The sequence below is a fragment of the Streptomyces sp. SM18 genome, from assembly GCF_002910775.2.
GTDB classification, from domain to species: domain Bacteria; phylum Actinomycetota; class Actinomycetes; order Streptomycetales; family Streptomycetaceae; genus Streptomyces; species Streptomyces halstedii.
Window position 1 is genome coordinate 85190 of record NZ_CP029342.1, and the last position, 15895, is coordinate 101084.

Annotated in this window: 15 protein-coding genes; 5 read left to right on the forward strand and 10 right to left on the reverse strand. The window is 71.2% G+C overall.

The window, feature by feature from the left end; translation table 11 throughout:
* The first annotated feature begins 164 nt into the window (after positions 1-164).
* Positions 165-1292, forward strand: a complete 1128-nt coding sequence (locus tag B9S64_RS00385) for an aminoglycoside phosphotransferase family protein (protein WP_103493054.1) — start codon at positions 165-167, stop codon at positions 1290-1292.
* Between the two features lie 113 nt (positions 1293-1405).
* On the opposite strand, the gene B9S64_RS00390 is transcribed toward B9S64_RS00385, so the two are convergent.
* Positions 1406-2773: an N-acetylmuramoyl-L-alanine amidase gene (locus tag B9S64_RS00390; RefSeq protein ID WP_103493053.1), complete on the reverse strand. Its 1368-nt coding sequence runs from the start codon at positions 2771-2773 to the stop codon at positions 1406-1408.
* A 245-nt stretch (positions 2774-3018) separates the two neighbouring features.
* Here B9S64_RS00390 and B9S64_RS00395 point away from each other — a divergent pair, with 245 nt between their 5' ends.
* Complete coding sequence (locus B9S64_RS00395; protein ID WP_103493052.1) at positions 3019-5256, forward strand: family 2 encapsulin nanocompartment cargo protein terpene cyclase; 2238 nt, start codon at positions 3019-3021, stop codon at positions 5254-5256.
* Here the strand turns inward: B9S64_RS00395 and B9S64_RS00400 are convergent.
* Both B9S64_RS00400 and B9S64_RS00405 read right to left on the reverse strand, forming a co-directional pair.
* The gene (locus tag B9S64_RS00400; RefSeq protein ID WP_028441971.1) at positions 5219-5719 is read right to left on the reverse strand and encodes a hypothetical protein; all 501 of its coding nucleotides are present in this window, start codon (positions 5717-5719) and stop codon (positions 5219-5221) included. The genes B9S64_RS00395 and B9S64_RS00400 overlap by 38 nt on opposite strands.
* Positions 5720-5824: 105 nt before the next feature.
* Positions 5825-6223, reverse strand: a complete 399-nt coding sequence (locus B9S64_RS00405) for an ACT domain-containing protein (RefSeq protein WP_103493051.1) — start codon at positions 6221-6223, stop codon at positions 5825-5827.
* A 205-nt stretch (positions 6224-6428) separates the two neighbouring features.
* On the opposite strand from B9S64_RS00405, the gene B9S64_RS00410 reads away from it, so the two are divergent.
* Both B9S64_RS00410 and B9S64_RS00415 read left to right on the forward strand, forming a co-directional pair.
* On the forward strand, positions 6429-7505 hold the full coding sequence (locus B9S64_RS00410) for a nitrous oxide reductase family maturation protein NosD (protein WP_103493050.1): 1077 nt from the start codon (positions 6429-6431) through the stop codon (positions 7503-7505).
* 34 nt (positions 7506-7539) lie between these two features.
* Entirely contained in the window at positions 7540-8634 is a 1095-nt protein-coding gene (locus B9S64_RS00415; RefSeq protein ID WP_103493049.1) for a methyltransferase, read from the forward strand.
* A 69-nt stretch (positions 8635-8703) separates the two neighbouring features.
* Here the strand turns inward: B9S64_RS00415 and B9S64_RS00420 are convergent, their stop codons facing one another.
* From B9S64_RS00420 to B9S64_RS00450, 7 genes are all read right to left on the reverse strand, one after another.
* On the reverse strand, positions 8704-9036 hold the full coding sequence (locus B9S64_RS00420; RefSeq protein ID WP_103493048.1) for a TcmI family type II polyketide cyclase: 333 nt from the start codon (positions 9034-9036) through the stop codon (positions 8704-8706).
* Positions 9037-9055: 19 nt separating this feature from the next.
* On the reverse strand, positions 9056-9535 hold the full coding sequence (locus B9S64_RS00425) for an SRPBCC family protein (protein ID WP_103493047.1): 480 nt from the start codon (positions 9533-9535) through the stop codon (positions 9056-9058).
* 1 nt (position 9536) lies between these two features.
* Positions 9537-9791 (reverse strand): acyl carrier protein, encoded by a 255-nt coding sequence (locus B9S64_RS00430; RefSeq protein ID WP_103493046.1) that lies wholly within the window; start codon positions 9789-9791, stop codon positions 9537-9539.
* Between the two features lie 14 nt (positions 9792-9805).
* Positions 9806-11056, reverse strand: coding sequence for a beta-ketoacyl synthase N-terminal-like domain-containing protein (locus B9S64_RS00435; protein WP_103493045.1), 1251 nt, complete (start codon positions 11054-11056; stop codon positions 9806-9808).
* Positions 11053-12321 carry a beta-ketoacyl synthase gene (locus tag B9S64_RS00440; RefSeq protein WP_103493044.1) on the reverse strand — a complete coding sequence of 423 codons (1269 nt, stop codon included), beginning with the start codon at positions 12319-12321 and terminating at the stop codon, positions 11053-11055. Before B9S64_RS00440 ends, B9S64_RS00435 begins: the two co-directional genes overlap by 4 nt.
* On the reverse strand, positions 12318-12767 hold the full coding sequence (locus B9S64_RS00445; protein WP_103493043.1) for a cupin domain-containing protein: 450 nt from the start codon (positions 12765-12767) through the stop codon (positions 12318-12320). The genes B9S64_RS00440 and B9S64_RS00445 overlap by 4 nt, the downstream gene beginning before the upstream one ends.
* A gap of 73 nt (positions 12768-12840) precedes the next feature.
* On the reverse strand, positions 12841-13959 hold the full coding sequence (locus B9S64_RS00450; RefSeq protein WP_103493042.1) for a SchA/CurD-like domain-containing protein: 1119 nt from the start codon (positions 13957-13959) through the stop codon (positions 12841-12843).
* Between the two features lie 268 nt (positions 13960-14227).
* Between B9S64_RS00450 and B9S64_RS00455 the strand changes: the two genes are divergently transcribed.
* Positions 14228-15862, forward strand: coding sequence for an FAD-dependent monooxygenase (locus B9S64_RS00455; RefSeq protein WP_103493041.1), 1635 nt, complete (start codon positions 14228-14230; stop codon positions 15860-15862).
* Positions 15863-15895: the final 33 nt, after the last annotated feature.

Consider the following 15895-nt stretch of genomic DNA (forward strand, 5'->3'; position numbering starts at 1 on the left):
AGGGTTCGCCAGGGTCCGCCAGATGGTCTGCCACCGGTGATCCGGTGTCAGGTAGGAAAGCGCCACCCCGCCCGGCAGCCCTCGGTACTCCCCAGGGTGCCGAACGGCCGCCGGCCGGGGCGGCGTACGCAACTTGTCGGCGCACGAAGGGATCTGTCTCGCCCATGTACACAGCATCGTCCTCCGTGTCCGCCCCGCCCCGGCCGCTTCGTCCCATGGGGGCGGGCGGCGGGCCGTTTCTCGACCCCCGCGCCGCTTCACCGGCGTCCGGCACGGGTCGGACCCGGCGGGCGGCGGGGCCGGGCACCCAACCGCTCAGCGGACGGCTCGACCTGTCGGGCCCCCAGGGTGCGCAGCTGAGGATGGCGATCGCCTCGGTGCACCGCATCTGCCCCGAGTTCAACCCGGTCCAGGTGCTGCGGCGCAGCGGCCGCTCGGTGCTCGTCGTCGGCACCACCGGTCGTGCGACCGCCGTGGCCAAGTGCTTACTGGACCACTCCCCCGCCTGGACCGAACGGTTCCGGCACGAAATAGCTGCCTACCGGGCCTTCGTCAGGCACCGCCCGCCGGTGCGGGTCCCCCGGCTCATCGCCGCGGATCCGGAGAACTGCACGCTGGTGATCGAGCGGATGCCCGGCCGGGTCGCGGCGTTGACCAGGCATCCCTCGGAGGCGCCGCCGCGAGCGGACATCCGTGCGGCCCTCGGCGCGATCAGCCGGGTCAACGCCTGGCGGCCGCCCCCCGGCCTCTTCGGCGCGCCGCTGGACTACGCCTCGCGCATCTCCCGGTATCACGAGCTGGGTCTCTTCACCGACCGGGACCTGGGCGACCTGCAGAAGCTGCTGCACGGCCTGGCCCACGCGAGCGGCAGGCAGGGTATGGGCCAGTTCTGCCACGGTGACGCGCTGCTCTCCAACATCCTGGTCCCGCCGACCGGCCCGGTACTGGTCGACTGGGAGCACGCCGGCTGGTATCTGCCGGGGTACGACCTGGCGACGTTGTGGACGGTGCTCGGTGACGCTCCATCGACGCGGCGGCAGATCAGCCAGCTCGCCCAGAGCCAGGGGGCGGCGGCTCGCGACGCGTTCCTGATCAACCTGATGATCGTGCTGACCCGCGAGATCCGTACGTACGAGACGGCGGTCCAGCGGGCCGTGCGGGACGGGGCGGCCGCCCCGGTCCGTCCGGGCGCGCCCTCCTCGAACGAGGAGCAACGGCTGCTGCTGCGCAGGCTGCACGACGACTGTGCCATGGCGCGCCGGGCCGTACGCGCCGCGGTGGGGACCCGCTGAACGGCGGCGGGAACCCGCCGGCCGTCGGGGGACGCGGGCTGCGGGGCCGGTGCCGACACACGGGCCCCGCAGCCCGCCGCGCAGCCGACGACGGCCGTCCCCACGGGCAGGGCTCATGAGCGGGTCCGTACGACGTCCACGTCGGAAGCTCTGACGAAGCCGACCCGGTGCCCGATCTGCACCGTCACATAGGTCTGCGTACCCGTGAAGTAAGTGTGGTCGTAGGGCTTGGAGGAGTCGATCGTCGGCGCGTAGAAGTATCCGGTGGGCGCCGCACCGCCACCGGGGTAGGACTGCCCCTCCTTGATCGTGTAGACGAGAGGGGTCCCCGTGGTCGGCTTGGTGAAGTCCCCGGGGTACTCCGCCTTCTCCGGGTAGGCCACGCCGTACACCGGCACCGCGTCCCTGCCCGCCTTGGGACGGACCACCTGGCCGGCCGTCGGCGTGATGACGCGGGAGTGGGTGGGCGTACGCATCCACGCCTTCTGCCCGTACCACCAGATTGCCGTCCAGCCGGGTGCCCGGTCCGCGACGACCGCCTGCTGGGTGGCGCTGATCTTGCTGCCCCAGTCGGCGGCGCAGTCGGTGCCGGGGGCGCCGTCCGGATGGAGGCCGGGATCGGAGAAGAGCGGGGCGTCGGTGGACGGCGCGGTGCGCAGGGGGACGGCGCTGCTCGCCTGCGCCGGGAGGTCGACGCCCTTCTCGCAGTCGCGGAATGCCTGCCGGTTCCCGGCGAAGTCGGCGCTGACGGTGACGAGTTCGCCACTGCGGGGCTCGCTCGGCGCGGACCGGGGCGGGCTCGGCCGGGCGGGCTGCCCCAAGAGGGCCATGAAGCGGTTCCAGTCCCAGTAGGGGCCCGGGTCCCAGTGCATGTTCGGCGTACCGGCGGCGCTGGTGGGGGGCACTCCGTCATGGCCGAGGATGTGCTGCCGGTCGAGCGGGATGTCGTACGTCGCCGCCAGGTGGCGTACGAGCCGGGCTGTGGACCGGTACATCGCGTCGGTGTACCACTTCGCTCCCTCGGCCGCCACGCCCTCCTGTTCGATACCGATGGAGTGGGTGTTCAGGTACCAGTTGCCGGCCTGCCAGGCGATGTCCTTGTTCTTCACCATCTGGGTGACGTGGCCGTCGGAGGAGCGCACCACGTAGTGCGCGGAGGTCTGGTTGGCCGGGTCCTGGAAGATTTTCAGGGTCGTGTCGTAGTCGACCTCGGTGTCGTGCAGCACGATGAACCTGACCGCGTTGCCGCGCGGACGGTCGGCCGTGTCGTAGTTGCCGTACGTCTCCTTGTCCGCGGGATCGCCGGTCTGCCGGTAGGCGGCCGGCACCCAGTCGCAGGAGAGCCCGCGTGGGCACTCCGGCCGTACGGAGCCGGTGCCGGCCTGTGCGGAGGGGGTGAGCAGCGCCACGGCGAGCGCTCCCGTGGCGAGCAGTGCGAGAGCGGTCCTGGTCCTCGTTCTGGTCCTCTGGTCGGGCTTCATGACAACCCTTCTCGGGCCGGTGGCACCGGGCCCGTTCTTTGGATTTCTCGGCGTTTTCTCTGTCCGCTCACACTCTGTGACCGACAGTGATGGCGCGTCAAGAAGCTTGTCCACAGGCACCTTGGCTTGTGGGCTTGTGTGACTATTTCGCGCGATGCGTACCCCGAATGGCGGAGGGGTAGTGCTGGCGCCGACAGACCGATTCGCGTGGACCCGCGCGATGTTCTCGGAAAGGCCGGACGTACATGGCACAGCCCTTCACCCTGCCGGACTTCTATGTCCCGTATCCGGCACGTCTCAACCCCCATCTGGAGGCGGCCCGGAGTCATACGCGGGCGTGGGCCCGCGGGATGGGGATGCTGGAGGGGTCCGGCATCTGGGAGGAGAAGGACCTCGAATCCCACGACTACGCACTGCTGTGCGCCTACACGCATCCCGACTGCTCCGCCGAGGCGCTGTCCCTGGTCACCGACTGGTACGTGTGGGTCTTCTTCTTCGACGACCACTTCCTGGAGCTGTTCAAGCGCACTCCTGACCGCGAGGGCGGGAAGCGGTATCTGGACCGGCTGCCCGCGTTCATGCCGATGGAGCGGGGCGCCCCGACACCGGAGCCCACCAATCCGGTCGAGGCGGGTCTGGCCGACCTCTGGGCGAGGACGGTTCCGGCGATGTCGGACGCGTGGCGTGCCCGCTTCGCGGAGGCGACGGAGAACCTCCTCAACGAGTCCCTGTGGGAGCTCGCGAACATCAACGAGGGACGAATCGCGAATCCGGTCGAGTACATCGAGATGCGCCGCAAGGTGGGCGGCGCACCCTGGTCGGCGGGCCTGGTGGAGTACGCGGCGCATGCCGAGGTGCCCGCGTCGCTGGCGGACGCCCGTCCGTTGCGCGTGCTGCGGGACGCCTTCTCGGACGGTGTGCACCTGCGCAACGACCTGTTCTCGTACCAGCGCGAGGTCGAAGAGGAGGGGGAGAACAGCAACGGCGTGCTGGTGCTGGAGAGGTTCCTGAACTGCTCCACCCAGGAGGCGGCGGAGGCCGTCAACGACCTGCTGACCTCACGCCTCCAGCAGTTCGAGAACACGGCGCTGACCGAACTGCCGCCGCTGTGCGCGGAGAAGGGCCTCACTCCCGACGAGACGGTCGCCGTCATGGCGTACGTCAGGGGGCTCCAGGACTGGCAGTCCGGGGGCCATGAGTGGCACATGCGCTCCAGCCGCTACATGAACGACGGGGGCGCGGCAGCGGCGGCGCCCGGATTCGCGATGGCCGCCGCGTCCATCCGCTTCACCCCCCGTTCGGAATCGGCCCGGACGCGCAGTCACACCCACGTCCCCTACCAGCACGTGGGGCCGTCGCTCCTGCCCGACTTCGAGATGCCGTTCTCCACGACGCTGAGCCCGTATCTGGACGGCGCGCGCGTGCGGATCGTGGAGTGGTCGCGGCGGATGGGCCTGCTGGAGGCGCAGCCCGGGGTGCCGGGCTCCCACATCTGGGACGAGGAGCGGCTGATCGCGACCGATCTGCCCCTGTGCGCGGCCGGCCTCCATCCGGACGCGACGCCGGAGGAGCTGGATCTGTCCTCGGGATGGCTGACCTGGGGGACGTACGGCGACGACTGGTTCCCGGTGGTGCACGGCCGGACCCGGGACCTGGCCGGTGCCCGGCTCGCCAATGAGCGGTTGTCGCTGTTCATGCCGCTGGACGAAGCGTCGACGCCCGAGCCGGTGAACGCGCTGGAGCGGGGGCTGGGCGATCTGTGGCGGCGCACGGCCGGGCCGATGGACGAGGACGGCCGCCGCACCTTCCGGGAGGCCGTGGAGTCGATGACGGCGAGCTGGCTGTGGGAGCTGGCGAACCAGGCGCAGAACCGGATCCCGGATCCGGTGGACTACGTGGAGATGCGCCGTGCGACCTTCGGTTCGGATCTGACGATGAGTCTGTGCCGGCTGGGGCACGGCAGGAAGGTGCCCGACGCGGTGTACCGCAGTGGGCCGATGCGGTCCCTGGAGAACGCGGCCGCGGACTACGCGTGCCTGCTCAACGACCTGTTCTCGTACCAGAAGGAGATCGAGTACGAGGGCGAGGTGCACAACGGCGTCCTGGTCGTGCAGAACTTCTTCGGGGTGGACTACCCCACGGGGGTCGCGATCGTGCACGATCTGATGAAGGCCCGGATGCGGCAGTTCCAGCATGTCGCCGAGCACGAACTCCCGGTGTTGTACGACGACTTCGACCTTGATGCGGAGGCGCGGGAGATCCTGGCGGGCTATGTGGTGGAGCTCCGGCACTGGCTGGCCGGCATCCTGATCTGGCACCGGGACTGCCGACGCTACCGCGAGGAGGACCTGCGCCGGGGAACGGGAACCCCGTGGCACCTCAGCGGTCCCACGGGGTTCGGTACGTCGGCGGCCCAGGTGACCCGGCTGCTGGCGAAGGAGCGGTTCAGCCCTGCTGGAACAGCTCGGCGGGCAGCGGTTTGAGCAGGGCGTACAGATCGTCGGTGATCGGCCGGTCCCAGCTCGCGATGGTGACCAGCACGCCGTCGCTCCGGTCGAACTGAACACAGGAGACGCGGCTCTCGGAGAGCTTGACGCGGCGGACGACCAGGAGGCTGTCCCCCTGCATGACGGGGACGTCCTCGGTGGCGGTCACCTCGATCGGCTCGTCGTTCTCCAGGGCGAGGAGGAGCTGGGCGACCTCGAAGGGGACCTGGCCCTCCTCGGTCTCGCGGGCCGGTGAGCCCTCCGGGAGATTGCCGATGATCATCGCCGGGCCGCGTCCGCCGTACAGGTCGTACCGGAGGAAGACACCCTGGCAGCTTCCGTCCGGGGCGGGGAGCAGGCCGGCGCCGAGGTTGCCGGGCCAGTCGCCCGGATCCATGGCCAGGACATCGAAGTCCGGGCCGGCGGGGGTGGCGGCGCTGCGGCGGCGGAGGAAGGACATGAGGCCATATTACGTGGCCCGGCTCACGTTGCGGAGCCGGGCGGGCCCGACGGCTCGGGGCCGGCCGGGCCCGGAGGCGACGAGCTGTCCGCTCAGGGCGCGGGCTCAGGACTCCCGGGCGAGCGCCTCCAGCACTCCGACGGCCTCGGCCGCCCGCTCGTAGGGGACGAACAGGTGGTCGTGGTGGTGTCCCGCGACCACGTTGCAGCTCACCCCGGCGTCGGTGAGGGCGAGGGAGACCGCCGCGGTCAGCCCCACGGCGTCCAGGGCGGAGTGGACGCGGAGGGTGATCCACCCGGCCACGAAGTCGTACGGCAGCCGCGACGCGACGGCCTGGTGCTCGGGGAGGACGAGCGTCAGCCCTTCGGGTTCGGCGACGGTCACCACGGGGGTGACGCCGGACGGCACCTGGCCGCTCTCCCGGGTGGTGAAGACGTAGCGGCCAGGGTTCAGTTCCGGTCGCATGCCGCGCAGAAGTGTTCGAAGATCGCGTTCGCCCGTCATGGGGGCCACGTTACGGCTCGCCCCCGCCCTGCCCGGGCGTGTGGGCGGCCGCGTCGGCGGAGGTCGCCCGCGCGGTCCCGCGCGGCGGGCACGGACGCGGCCCGCCGGCCGGGGCCAGGCGTCCACGTAAGCCATTCGGGCACGCCATGTGGTCATATGCTCACCAAGCGTGGCAGTGGCTCGTGATCGCCCCTAGCTTCGGCTCATGAGGAAAAGACACATCACCTGTCTGGCGGGGGCCACGATCGCCACGGCCCTGGGTCTCGCGGCCGTCCCCTCCGCCGCGTCCGTACCGGGGCACCACGCGGTGCGACCGGGCGATTCGATCCAGCGCGCGGTGGACGCCGCGAACGCCGGGGACACCGTCCTCGTCCTGCCCGGCGTCTACCGCGAGAGTGTCCTGATCACGAAGCCCGGTCTGACGCTGCGCGGCACCGGCGGGCAGACCGTGATCATGCCACCGGCCACCCAGGCGAAGACCGCCGGTTCCTGCGCGGCGGACGGCAACGGCATCTGCGTGGTCGGCACGGCGAGCCGGACCGTCGACGAGGTGACCATCCGGTCGTTGACGGTGTCCGGCTTCTCCGGGAACGGGGTCTGGGCGTCCTGGACGGACGGGCTCACCGTCACCGGTGTGACGGCGAGCGGCAACGGCACCTGGGGCATCGCGCAGGAGCGCTCCACCCGCGGTGACTTCCGGGGCAACACCGCCACCGGCAACGGCGACGCCGGGATCTTCGTCGCGAACTCGGTCACCGAGGAGGGCGGGGCGACCGACACCCGGGGCACCCGGATCGGGCAGAACGTGCTGGACGGCAACCGCATCGGGGTCACCGCCCGGCGCGTCCGGAACCTGGTGATCGACGACAACGACATCACCGGGAACTGCAGCGGGGTCTTCGTCGTCGGCGACGAGTCCAAGCCGGCGGCGGGCGCGATGACGGTCAGCGGCAACCGGATCCTGGAGAACAACAAGTTCTGCCCGGCGACTCCCCGGCTCACGGCCATCCAGGGATCCGGCATCGTGCTCACGGGCAGCGAGAAGACGGTCGTCCGGTCCAACGTCGTGCGCGGCAACGTCGGCACCACCCCGCTCTCCGGCGGGATCCTGCTGTTCAAGAGCTTCGTGGGCGCGCTGAACAGCGACAACACCATCAGCGGCAACCTCGTGCGGGACAACCAGCCGGCCGACCTGGCCGACCGGGACGACTCCGGTACGGGCAACACCTTCGTCAGCAACGAGTGCGGGACGTCCGTACCGGCCGGGATGTGTGCCGAGTAACGGCCCGCCACCGCACCAGGAGAATCGAGACGGTATGACCACCGTGAGTCCCACCCCCGAGACCACCCCCCTCACCTCACCCGTCACCACACCCACGGTTCCCTCCGCCGCGGCTCAGGCCCCGCCGCCGGCCATGCGGCTGAGGGAGCTCGCGTTCGGAGCGGCCTGTGCCGCGGCCGTGCGCGCGGCGGCCCGGCTGGGCGTCGCCGACGCCCTCGGCGAGGCACCCGCCTCGGCCGAGGATCTCGCCCGGTCCGTGAACACCGAGCCGGTTCCCCTGCGGCGGCTGCTGCGCGCGCTGTGCTGCTACGGCGTCTTCAGCGAGACGGAGGACGGGACGTTCGCCCACACCGAGATGTCCCGCCTGCTGCGCGAGGACGACCCGAACAGCCTGCGGTACATCTCCCTGTGGTGTACGGAGCCCTGGACCTGGGAGGTCTGGCCGCGGCTCGACGACGCGGTGCGCTCCGGTTCGAGCGTCTTCCCGGAGGCGTTCGGCAAGGGGTTCTTCGACTACCTCCACCAGGACGCGGGCGAGTCCGCCCAGGTGTTCAACCGGGCCATGACCACGTCCAGCGTGCAGTCGGCGCGGGACGTCGCCGAACTGCTCGACCTCACCGGAGTGTCCTCGGTGGCCGACATCGGCGGGGGCCAGGGTCACGTCCTGGCGAGCCTGCTGGAGAAGCATCCCTCGGTCCGCGGCACCCTCCTCGACCTGCCCGGTGTGGTGGCGCGGGCGGACGAACGGCTGCGGGAGGGTGGCGCGCTCGCCGACCGGGTGCGGATCGTGCCCGGTGACTGCCGTGACGGCATCCCGTTCGAGGTGGACCTCTACATCATCAAGAACATCCTGGAGTGGGACGACGAGAGCACCCGCCGGACGCTGGCGAACGTGGTCGCGGCGGCCCGTCCGGGCGCCCGGGTGGTGGTCATCGAGAACCTCGTCGACGACACCCCCTCGATGCGGTTCACCACCGCCATGGACCTTCTGCTGCTCCTCAACGTGGGCGGTGCGAAGCACACCAGGGAGAGCCTGGTGACCCGGATCGGCGACGCCGGTCTGGAGATCGGCGAGGTCCGGCCGGTCAACGCGTATCTGCACGCCTTCGAGTGCGTCGTACCGGACTGACCCACTCCGGTACGCGGACCGCCCCGGGCCCGGCACCTGAGTGCCGGGCCCGGGGCGGTCTCCGGAGCGTCAGCCGGAGCCGTCCCGCTGCCACCGGTAGAACTGCTGCGCCATGGCGTCCTTGGGGCCGCGCCAGGTCTGCGGGTCGTAGGGGCTCACATAGGCGGTCAGCCGGTCGCTGACGGCCTTGAACTCCGGGTGCTCGGTCACCTTGGCGATCTCCGGGCCCGGCGGCCGCTCGGACTCGATCAGGTGCAGGTACACGTCCCCGAACTGGAACAGGGTGCGCCGGTTGACCCCCACCAGATGGGGCAGCTCGGTGTTGTCCGAGGCGGCGAACAGCTCGGCGATGTCCGGGGCGGAGTCGGGGGCCATCCGGGCGACGATCAGTGCGTGGTGCATCTGGCTGCCTTTCGGGGCATCAGTTGGCCGGGACGGAGGCGGAGCGCCGTTCGCGGTCGCGCTGCTCGATCTTGTCGCGGATGAGTTCCATCTGGACGCGGGAGTTGCGGTTGATGTTGTCGGTCATCCACGCGTCGTCGACCGGGGCGTCGGGCCGCATGGCGAAGTCCTGGCGCCAGCGCATCCGGGTTCCGCCGGTGACCTCCTCGTACTCCCAGTGGATGTCCATGTGCTGGAACGGTCCGGGCTCCAGGCGCCGCGCGTCCACCGTGCGGGCGCGGCGGTCGGTGGTGCGCTCGGAGACCCAGCTCCACACCTTGCCGTTGTCGTCGGGGTGCATGGTGAGCCGGAAGGTGGTCGTCTGCCCCTCGCGCCGGATCACCTCGACGGAGGCGTACTCGCTGAACAGCTGGGGCCAGTTCTCGAGGTCGTTCGTCATGTCCCAGACCAGGTCCAGGGGGGCGGCGATGGTGATCTCGTTCTCGGTGTGTCCGGACACGTCAGACTCCTGTCAGGGTGGTGTTCACGAGGTCGAGGAACTCGCCGGGCGTCTTGCACCGGTCGGCGTCGGCCGGCAGCGGTCGTCCGTAGCGGTTCTCGAGTGCGGCGACGATGCCGAGCAGGCCCAGTGAGTCGAGGCCGTATTCCTCGAAGGCCGAGCCCGGACTGCTCTCCATCTCCGACGCGTCGACCGTGAGGCCCGCGCCGCTCTTCATCAGTGCGGACAGTTCTTCGTACGTCAGTCGGTCCGGCATCGGGTCGCTCCTTGTCAGTCGGGGGTGTCGGTGGGGCACCGCAGTACCAGGGCCGAGTTCGAGCCCATGAGGCCCCGGCTCAGCACCAGCGCCGTCCGCGGCTGTGCGGGGCGCGCGCGGACGGTGACCAGGTCGAGGTCGTGGCACACCTCGAAGACGTTGGGCGTCGGCGGGATCAGACCGTGCTCCATGGCGAGCACGGCCGCGGAGACGTCCAGTACGGGCGCTCCGCAGTAGGCGCGGCCGATGCCGGTCTTGGGCGCCGTCACGGGGACGCGCCGTCCGTGCGCGCCCAGTGCGTCGGCGAGTGCCCCCGCCTCGGCCCGGTCGGCGGCGGGGACGCCGAGGGCGTCGGCGAAGACGACGTCGATCTCCTCGGGAGCGCAGCCGGCCTCGCGCAGGGCGCCTTCGACGGCTCGGGCCAGCCCTTGGCGGGACTGCTCCCAGCGGCCCGCGCCGGTGAAGGTCGCGCAGTGGCCGGCGATCTCGGCGCGGACCCGGGCACCCCGGCCGCGGGCCGCCGTCTCCTCCTCGACCACCAGCATGGCGCCGCCCTCGGCCGGCACGAAGCCGCAGGCGTCGGCGGTGAAGGGCCGGTAGGCGCGGGTCGGTTCGTCACAGGCGCTGAGGTCCTCGTAGCCGAGTTGGCAGACGACCGAGTACGGGGCGAGCGGTGCCTCGGCGGCTCCGACGACGAGGGCGTCCGTACCGCCCCGCACGGAGCGTGCGGCGTGCATGAGCGCGTCGAGGCCGCCGGCCTCGTCGCTCGCCACGACGGCGCAGGGACCCTTGAAGCCGCCTCGGATGGAGATCTGGCCGGTGCTGGCGGCGTAGAACCAGGCGATGGACTGGTACGGGCCGACGAAGCGGGGGCCCTGGCCCCACAGGCGTTCGAGTTCGCGCTGGCCGAACTCGCCGCCCCCGGATCCGGCGGCGGTCACCACACCCACCTTGAACGGCGTGTCCTCGTAGTCGGCACGGCCGAGGCGCGCGTCGTCCAGGGCGAGGTCGGCGGCGGCCATCGCGTAGTGCGTGAACCGGTCGGTCTGGACGAGATAGCGCTCCTCGACGGAGGCGACCGGGTCGAAGTCCCTGACCTCGCCGGCGACCCGCAGCGGAAGGTTCTCACAGCCCTCGCGGGTGACCCGGTCGAGGACGCTGACCCCTTCCTGGGTCTGCTTCCAGAAGGCGCCGGTGCCGGTCCCGTTGGGGGCGACGACACCGATCCCCGTGATGACGGACCGCCGGTGTGCGGGGTTGCTCATGGTGTCCTCCCTCCTGGCCGGGTCAGGGCGACGGCGGACTGGAACCCGCCGAACCCGCTGCCCACCGAGAGCACGCTCCGCAGTTTGAGGGGCCGTGCGGTGCGCGGTACGTAGTCGAGGTCGCACTCGGGGTCCGCGGTCTCGTAGTTGGCCGTCGGGGGCACCGTCTGGTGCTTGAGGGCCAGGACGCACGCGGCGATCTCGATCGCCCCGATGGCGCCCAGCGAGTGTCCGACCATGGACTTGATGGAGCTCATCGGCACCTTGTAGGCGTGGGTGCCCAGGGCCCGTTTCACCGCGGCGGTCTCGTGCCGGTCGTTCTGCTTGGTGCCCGAGCCGTGCGCGTTGACGTAGTCGATCCCCGAGGGGTCGATCCGGGAGTGCGCGAGTGCCGTGTTGATGGCTTCGGCCATTTCGATGCCTTCGCTGGTCAGCCCGGTCATGTGGTAGGCGTTGCCGAAGGTGGCGTAGCCCGATATCTCGCACAGGACGGTCGCCCCGCGGGCTCGCGCGTGCTCCAGCTCCTCCAGTACGAGGACGGCTCCGCCCTCGCCCATGACGAAGCCGTCGCGACGGGCGTCGAACGGCCGGGAGGCGTGCTCCGGGTCGTCGTTGTTCGCGGAGGTCGCCTTGATCGCGTCGAAGCAGGCGACGGTGATGGGGGTGATCGGGGTGTCGGACGCCCCGGCGACGCAGACGTCGACGCGGCCTTCCTCGATGGAGTGAAAGGCGTAGCCGATCGCGTCCAGACCGGAGGTGCAGCCGGTGGAGACGGTCTGCACCGGTCCGTGCGCCCCGACCTCCTCGGCGACCGCCGAGGCGAGGGTGCTGGGCGAGAACGCCCGCTCCAGGTGACGGCCGGCCGGCCGGTGGTCGACGTCCCAGCGGGCACCGCTGCCGCTGACGGCCACGTAGTCGTGTTCGAGGCGGGTGGTGCCTCCGACCGCGGTGCCGAGGGACACGCCGATGCGCCAGGGGTCTTCCTCCTCCAGGTCGAGCCCCGCGTCGCCCAGCGCCTCCCTGGCCGCCACGAGGGCGAACTGGATGTAGCGGTCGGAGCGGGCGATCAGTTCGTCGTCCAGGCCGTGGGCGACGGGGTCGAAGTCGCACTCGGCGGCGATCCGGGAACGGAAGGGGGCGGGGTCGAACAGGGTGATGCCGCGTGTCGCGGTGCGGCCGTTCGCCAGCATGTCCCAGAACGCCGGGGCGCCGATTCCACCGGGCGCGACGACGCCGACCCCCGTGACGGCGACACGCCGGGTCACGACGCGGCCCCCGTTCGTTCTGGCGGGGCTTCGCGCTCGGCGGCCGGTACGGTTCCGGCGTCGGTGCCCTCGGTGTCGACGTGGCCGAGTTCGGGGCGCGGGGCGAGGGGTCCGAGGTGGAAGACCATGCGCGCCTCCACGTCCCCCACGTTGCGGAAACGGTGGCGCACGTGCGGCGGGATGAGCAGGCCCTGGTCGGGCCGCATCGGGTGCGGCTCACCGTCCAGGTCGACTTCGAGGAGACCGTCCACGACGTACACGAACTCCTCGGAGTACGGGTGGTAGTGCTCGCCGATGCGCTCGCCGGGGCGGACGATGGCCAGTCCCATGAAGCCGCTGGTGGCTCCCACTGCTGTGGGCGTGAGCATGGCGCGCAGGTCTCCTCCGCGCCTGCGGTTGGGCTGCGTCTCGCTGAGGTCCACGATGCGAGGCCGGTGCGTGGTCATGAATGCTCTCCTCCGGGCGCGTTGTGCGAGGTGGTGGCAGCGGGCCCGTGCCCGGTTCTGCCGGTGACGGACGTCAGGACTCGGAGGCCCGACGGTCGGTGATGAGGGTCATCTCTGCCTGGGCGAGGAACCGCGCCGCTTCGGGGTCGGTCGTCGGCAGGCCGTTCGCGCCCCCTTCGAGGAGCCGGCCCAGCATGGCCGCCTTGCGGTCGCCGCCGATACCGAGCGCCTGCGCGGGCTGTGCGTCGAGGGGGCCGCTCACTTCGAGCAGGCGCACCACGACGTCGTCGCGCTGGAAGATGGTGCTGCTCTCGATGGGCCCGGCGACGTCCTGTGCCGCTTCCTCGTCCTGGCCCGCGAGCAGCCGGGCCAGGGCCATGCCGCAGCCCTCCTTGGCCTGGTAGAACAGCGCGTGCCGCTGGACGTCGGCGGCAGCGTGGCGTCCGGCCTTCACGTGGTGGACGGTGGGCAGCGCGGCGCGGGTGAAGAACATCCGGGCGGAGTCCGGGTCGGCGAGGTCCCTGTCCTGCTCCAGGTAGGGGTTGATGGCTTCCTCGACGGCTCTGACCTCGGGCTGGCGGGAGACGTGACGCAGGGCCGCCATCAGGTCGCCCTCGACCTCCACCGCCCGGACGACACGGTTGCCGTGCATGAAGAGCGAGGTGCGGCGCAGCCGGGTGTTCTCGTCGACCCTCGCCTGCGGGGAGTCGTAGTCGGCGAGGATCTTCGCGACGATGTCCTCCGTGCCCGGCCTCACCGTGAAGGTGAGCGCGTGGCGTACGACGCCGTCGCCCAGGCGCGGGGCGGCCTGGAGCCGGCCCTTGACGGGTTCGGGGGTGTTCTCGAAGGCGAGCCCGGTCTCACGCAGCACGCTGAAGCGGAGCGAACGGGTGTCGCGTACGCAGCTGTGCAGGGGCTGGACCGTCTTGACGTGCTCCTCGCTGTTCACCCAGGCGAGGAAGGGCGGCGCGCTCTCCCACTCGCTGGTGATGAGCCACTGCGAGGGGTTCTCGATGGACTGGCAGAGCTGGTCGCTGATGTGACCGGGGATCGACGCCACCTGGTTGCGCATGTGCTCGTACGCCTCGAGGAACTGGTTCTGCGCGCCGTCGTGCAGGTCCAGCAGCAATATGACCCGGAGCCTCGAACCGTCGAAGGCGGACTGCGATATCCGTTCCGAGAGGGTTGTCATCTTTCGCTCTCCTTCGAGACGGTGCGACGGCCACGTCCGGTGGTCCGTCGTCATCCGTCCGGTTTCGGTGGAGTGGAAGCGGAGCTGGCCCCTCCCCGCCGATGCGCCCTGTCCGCCCCCGCATCGCGAGCATCGCTCCCGCGATCGATCGTGGAACGCCGCTCCGGACGGCGCGAGATTTATGAACCGTTCAGGTGAGGAGGTCGCCGAAGCCCTCCCACGAGGGCATGGACACTGCATCCGTCCTGCGTCCGAGCTGGAGCAACTGATGAACGAGAACGTCGACCACCGTGTACCGGTCCTCATCGTGGGCGGCTCCCTCGTGGGCCTGTCCACCTCCCTCTTCCTGAGCCGGCTCGGCGTCCGCCACCTCCTGGTCGAGAAGCACGCGGGCACCTCGACCCACCCGCGGGGCCGCGGCAACAACGTGCGCACGATGGAGCTGTTCCGGACGGCGGGGGCGGAATCCCTGATCCGTGACGCCGCCTCGGTCCTGGCGGACAACCACGGCATCCTGCAGGCCGCCTCGCTCACCGGGGACGACCAGGAGTGGCTGTTCAAGGAGATCGACCCGGGCGGCGGACTCGCGCGGTTCAGTCCGAGCGGCTGGTGCCTGTGCAGCCAGAACGACCTGGAGCCCGTGCTGGTCGACCACGCTCGCGCCCAGGGCAGTGATCTGCGGTTCTCGGCCGAACTGCTGAACTTCGACCAGGACACCGACGGCGTCACGGCGGTGGTGAAGGACCGGGAGACCGGGGAGCACACCACCGTGCGCGCCGACTACCTCGTGGCGGCCGACGGGCCGCGCAGTCCGATCCGCGAGCAGCTGAGGATCGGCCAGACGGGCCCCGGGGACCTGTTCCACAACGTGAGCATCACCTTCCGGTCCCGGGACCTGGCCGCCGTGGTGGGGGAACGGCGGTTCATCGTCTGCTACCTGACGAACCCGGACGCGGACGGCGCGCTGCTGCCCGTGGACAACGAGGAGCGGTGGGTGTTCCACGCGCCGTGGAAGCCCGACCTGGGCGAGACGCTGGAGGACTTCACCGACGAGCGGTGCGCCGAGCACATCCGCCGGGCGGTCGGCGCGCCCGGGCTTGATGTCGAGATCACGGGCAAGGCCCCGTGGCACGCCGCGGAGCGGGTGGCCGAGCGGTACGGAGCCGGCCGGGTGTTCCTGGCCGGCGACTCGGCCCACGAGATGTCCCCGACCGGGGCGTTCGGCTCGAACACCGGTATCCAGGACGGGCACAACCTGGCGTGGAAGCTGGCCGCCGTGGTCGGCGGGGAGGCCGGTCCCGGGCTCCTGGAGACGTACGAGGCCGAGCGGCTGCCGGTGGCGCGGGAGACGAGCGCGCGGGCTTCGACCCGCTCGCAGGAGCACAGCCACCCGGGTTACGCGGGCACACCGGGCCCGGTCGGCGGGCGCAAGGGCGGCATGCTGACGGTGGCTCTGGGATACCGGTACGTCCGGGGCGCGGTGCTGGGCGCCGATCCGGATCTGCCGGTGGTGCCGGAGGGCATGGATCTCAGGGGCGAGCCGGGCACCCGTGCCCCGCACCTGTGGGTGCGCCGGGACGGTGAGCGGCTCTCGACCCTGGATCTCTACGAGCGGTCGTTCGTGCTGCTCTGCGACGCGGCCCACACCGAGTGGCGCGCGGCGGCGGGCCGGGTCGCGGAGAAGCTGGGGATCCGGCTGGACGCGTACACCCTCGGCGCGGGCCCGGAGGCGGACCTGGTGACCGAGAACGGGGCGGACTGGGCCGCCGCGCACGGCACGGGTACGGACGGCGCGGTGCTGGTGCGTCCCGACGCCTTCGTGGCCTGGCGCTCGCCGGGTGCGGTACCGGACGCGGAGACCGTGCTGCGCGACGCTCTCGCGACTCTGCTGCACCGGGCCTGACACGCCCGGGTGGGTCTGCCGACCGGCCTACGA

What these genes read in the sequence shown, in the direction of transcription:
- B9S64_RS00435 (WP_103493045.1), bottom strand. Translation starts at nt 11,056, where the DNA reads ATGAGCAACCCCGCACACCGGCGGTCCGTCATCACGGGGATCGGTGTC.
- B9S64_RS00415 (WP_103493049.1), top strand. Translation starts at nt 7,540, where the DNA reads ATGACCACCGTGAGTCCCACCCCCGAGACCACCCCCCTCACCTCACCC.
- B9S64_RS00455 (WP_103493041.1), top strand. Translation starts at nt 14,228, where the DNA reads ATGAACGAGAACGTCGACCACCGTGTACCGGTCCTCATCGTGGGCGGC.
- B9S64_RS00430 (WP_103493046.1), bottom strand. Translation starts at nt 9,791, where the DNA reads ATGCCGGACCGACTGACGTACGAAGAACTGTCCGCACTGATGAAGAGC.
- B9S64_RS00410 (WP_103493050.1), top strand. Translation starts at nt 6,429, where the DNA reads ATGAGGAAAAGACACATCACCTGTCTGGCGGGGGCCACGATCGCCACG.
- B9S64_RS00405 (WP_103493051.1), bottom strand. Translation starts at nt 6,223, where the DNA reads ATGACGGGCGAACGCGATCTTCGAACACTTCTGCGCGGCATGCGACCG.
- B9S64_RS00385 (WP_103493054.1), top strand. Translation starts at nt 165, where the DNA reads ATGTACACAGCATCGTCCTCCGTGTCCGCCCCGCCCCGGCCGCTTCGT.
- B9S64_RS00450 (WP_103493042.1), bottom strand. Translation starts at nt 13,959, where the DNA reads ATGACAACCCTCTCGGAACGGATATCGCAGTCCGCCTTCGACGGTTCG.
- B9S64_RS00400 (WP_028441971.1), bottom strand. Translation starts at nt 5,719, where the DNA reads ATGTCCTTCCTCCGCCGCCGCAGCGCCGCCACCCCCGCCGGCCCGGAC.
- B9S64_RS00390 (WP_103493053.1), bottom strand. Translation starts at nt 2,773, where the DNA reads ATGAAGCCCGACCAGAGGACCAGAACGAGGACCAGGACCGCTCTCGCA.
- B9S64_RS00445 (WP_103493043.1), bottom strand. Translation starts at nt 12,767, where the DNA reads ATGACCACGCACCGGCCTCGCATCGTGGACCTCAGCGAGACGCAGCCC.
- B9S64_RS00420 (WP_103493048.1), bottom strand. Translation starts at nt 9,036, where the DNA reads ATGCACCACGCACTGATCGTCGCCCGGATGGCCCCCGACTCCGCCCCG.
- B9S64_RS00395 (WP_103493052.1), top strand. Translation starts at nt 3,019, where the DNA reads ATGGCACAGCCCTTCACCCTGCCGGACTTCTATGTCCCGTATCCGGCA.